We start from the raw sequence: 2,668 nt of genomic DNA on the forward strand, positions 1-2,668 counted from the left end.
CGCTGGCCCAAAGAGGCGCAACACGAGGCGGGCGCGTTTAGCAGTCAAAGCGCACGGAGACAACCGCACGCAGCCTCGACACCAAGACCGCGAAGCGCACAAAGACGCTCAGCTGGCCCCAACCTTGATCGACGCATCGACGACCTGCCGGCTGACCGCTTCCAGCTCAGCCGAGAGCGCTTTGTGTTCTTCGTGGTCTTGGTGACCTTCGTGTCCCAAGACCGCGACCGACCTTTAGCTGGTCTTCTCGACCTGGCTGTACTCCAGCTCGACAGGCGTCGCACGGCCGAAGATGGAGACGGTGACCCGCAGGCGGGTGCGCTCCTCGTCGACCTGTTCCACCGAGCCGTTGAAGCTGGCGAAGGGGCCGTCGGTGACCCGCACCTGCTCGCCGATCTCGAACGAAATGGTCGGCTTCGGCCGCTCCACGCCCTCTTCGATGGCGCCGACGATCCGCTGGACCTCCTTCTCGGAGACCGGGATCGGCTTCGAGCCGCTCCCCAGGAAGCCCGTCACCTTCGGGGTGTTCTTGATCAGGTGGTAGGCCTCGTCCGTCAGCTCCATCTTCACCAGCACGTAGCCGGGGAAGAACTTGCGCTCGGAATTGACCTTCCGGCCGCGACGGATCTCCACGACGTCCTCGGTGGGCACCAGGATCTCGGAGAACTCCTCCTCCAGGCCCTGGTTCTTGGCCTGCTCGCGGATGCTCTCGGCCACCTTCTTCTCGAAGTTCGAGTAGGCGTGGACGATGTACCACTTGTGGTGGGGGTTGCCCTTAGGCGGGGCGGCGGTGGCTGCTTCGGACATTGGGTTACCCGCCTGTGGCGAATCTGACGATCGCCGTGATGGCCAGGCTCAGCACCTGGTTGACGATCGCGAAGAAGATGGCGGCCAGGACGACCATGATCGCCACCATGACCGAGGTGATCCAGGTTTCCTGGCGACTGGTCCAGTGGATCTTCCGACCCTCGGCGCGGACCTCGCGGAAGAACCGCGGGGTGTTGAGCAGCCCCTGGAAGAAGCCGCCCGACTTGGCAGCCTCGGCGCCGACGGCCGAAGGCGTGGCCATGACTGTCGCCGTCTTGGCGGCGCGATCGCGGATCGCTTGCGGGCGCTTTCCCGATTTCCTGGCCATGCGGCGCTTCAAACTCTCATCTGGAGCGGCGGACGGCCCGCGCTCCGGTTCTATATAGGGTGGCAGGAGTGGAGGGACTCGAACCCACGACTTTCGGTTTTGGAGACCGACGCTCTACCAGCTGAGCTACACTCCTAGATCACCCCTATCCGACGTCGCTCGACCCTGAATTCCGGACCGGTGGTGAACACCCGTCGTCCGCGCGCGGCGGATAGAAAATCACGATCCAACGATGTCGGGTAGGACGCAGGCGTATGGCGCAAGCGGTCTCGGTTTTCAAGCCCGTTTGGCGGAGCCAAGGCCGGTGTGGGCCGTTGTACGATCATGCCCAGATCACACGACGAAGCCTATAACCGCGACGAGGACCAAAAGCCCGGCAAGCCGCGCATGGCCCAGGAACCCGAGGGGGCCGAAGGCTCAGCCCACTCACCCAAGACCCGCACCGATCCCGCCAGCGGCGAGCAGCGGAGCGACAGCCCGGCGCCCAACCAGGCGCAGGCGGATCAGACCGACGGCGCGCCAAGGCGCCGCTAGAGCGCAAGAGAAAGGCCGCCGGGGTTGCCCGCGGCGGCCTTGGTCTGGTCCAAGCTGAGCTTGGGTCCTACTTCACGATCTTGGCCACCACGCCGGAGCCGACCGTGCGGCCGCCCTCGCGGATGGTGAAGCGCAGGCCCTGGTCCATGGCGATCGGCGTGATCAGGCTGATGTCCAGCTCCACGTTGTCGCCCGGCATCACCATCTCCACGCCCTCCTTCAACTTCACGATCCCCGTCACGTCGGTGGTCCGGAAGTAGAACTGCGGCCGGTAGTTGGTGAAGAACGGCGTGTGGCGACCGCCCTCCTCCTTGGTCAGGATGTAGACCTCCGCCTGGAAGTCCGTGTGCGGCGTGATCGAGCCCGGCTTGCACAGCACCTGGCCACGCTCCACGTCCTCACGCTTGGTGCCGCGCAGCAGCACACCCACGTTGTCCCCCGCCTGACCCTGGTCCAGCAGCTTGCGGAACATCTCCACGCCCGTGCACACCGTCTTCTGGGTGTCGCGCAGACCCACGATCTCCACTTCCTCGCCGACCTTCACGATCCCCTGGTCGATCCGACCCGTCACCACCGTGCCGCGGCCCGAGATCGAGAACACGTCTTCCACGCCCATCATGAACGGCTTGTCGATCGCCCGCGCCGGCTGCGGGATGTAGTCGTCCACCGCCTTCATCAGCTCAAGAATCGAGTTCTCGCCGATCTCCGGGTTGCGCCCCTCAACCGCCGCCAGCGCCGAGCCCTTCACGATCGGGATGTCGTCACCCGGATAATCATAGCCCGAGAGCAGCTCGCGGACTTCCATCTCCACCAGCTCCAGCAGCTCCGGGTCATCCACCTGGTCCACCTTGTTCAGGTACACCACCAGCGCCGGAACCCCAGACTGCCGCGCCAACAGGATGTGCTCACGCGTCTGCGGCATCGGACCATCGCCCGCACTCACCACCAGGATCGCGCCATCCATCTGCGCCGCACCCGTGATCATGTTCTTCACGTAGT

4 protein-coding genes and 1 tRNA gene are annotated in these 2,668 nt (G+C 65.0%); 1 reads left to right on the top strand and 4 read right to left on the bottom strand.

Annotated elements, in window-relative coordinates:
• Positions 1-234: 234 nt before the first annotated feature.
• From nusG to QZV94_RS18405, 3 genes are all read right to left on the bottom strand, one after another.
• Positions 235-807 carry a transcription termination/antitermination protein NusG gene (gene nusG / locus QZV94_RS18395; protein ID WP_293680112.1) on the bottom strand — a complete coding sequence of 191 codons (573 nt, stop codon included), beginning with the start codon at positions 805-807 and terminating at the stop codon, positions 235-237.
• Positions 808-811: 4 nt separating this feature from the next.
• Positions 812-1,135, bottom strand: coding sequence for a preprotein translocase subunit SecE (gene secE, locus QZV94_RS18400; protein ID WP_293680115.1), 324 nt, complete (start codon positions 1,133-1,135; stop codon positions 812-814).
• A 60-nt stretch (positions 1,136-1,195) separates the two neighbouring features.
• Positions 1,196-1,271 (bottom strand) — tRNA-Trp (locus QZV94_RS18405).
• 188 nt (positions 1,272-1,459) lie between these two features.
• Between QZV94_RS18405 and QZV94_RS18410 the strand changes: the two genes are divergently transcribed.
• Positions 1,460-1,669, top strand: coding sequence for a hypothetical protein (locus tag QZV94_RS18410; RefSeq protein ID WP_293680118.1), 210 nt, complete (start codon positions 1,460-1,462; stop codon positions 1,667-1,669).
• A 67-nt stretch (positions 1,670-1,736) separates the two neighbouring features.
• Here QZV94_RS18410 and tuf read toward each other — a convergent pair.
• Positions 1,737-2,668, bottom strand: a 932-nt coding sequence (tuf, locus tag QZV94_RS18415; protein WP_293680121.1) for an elongation factor Tu, incomplete at its 5' end; no start/stop codon positions are given.

This window comes from uncultured Phenylobacterium sp., assembly GCF_902826855.1.
Lineage (GTDB): Bacteria > Pseudomonadota > Alphaproteobacteria > Caulobacterales > Caulobacteraceae > Phenylobacterium.

Coding starts and splice junctions, on each gene's coding strand:
- nusG (WP_293680112.1), bottom strand. CDS start 807: ATGTCCGAAGCAGCCACCGCCGCCCCGCCTAAGGGCAACCCCCACCAC.
- QZV94_RS18410 (WP_293680118.1), top strand. CDS start 1,460: ATGCCCAGATCACACGACGAAGCCTATAACCGCGACGAGGACCAAAAG.
- secE (WP_293680115.1), bottom strand. CDS start 1,135: ATGGCCAGGAAATCGGGAAAGCGCCCGCAAGCGATCCGCGATCGCGCC.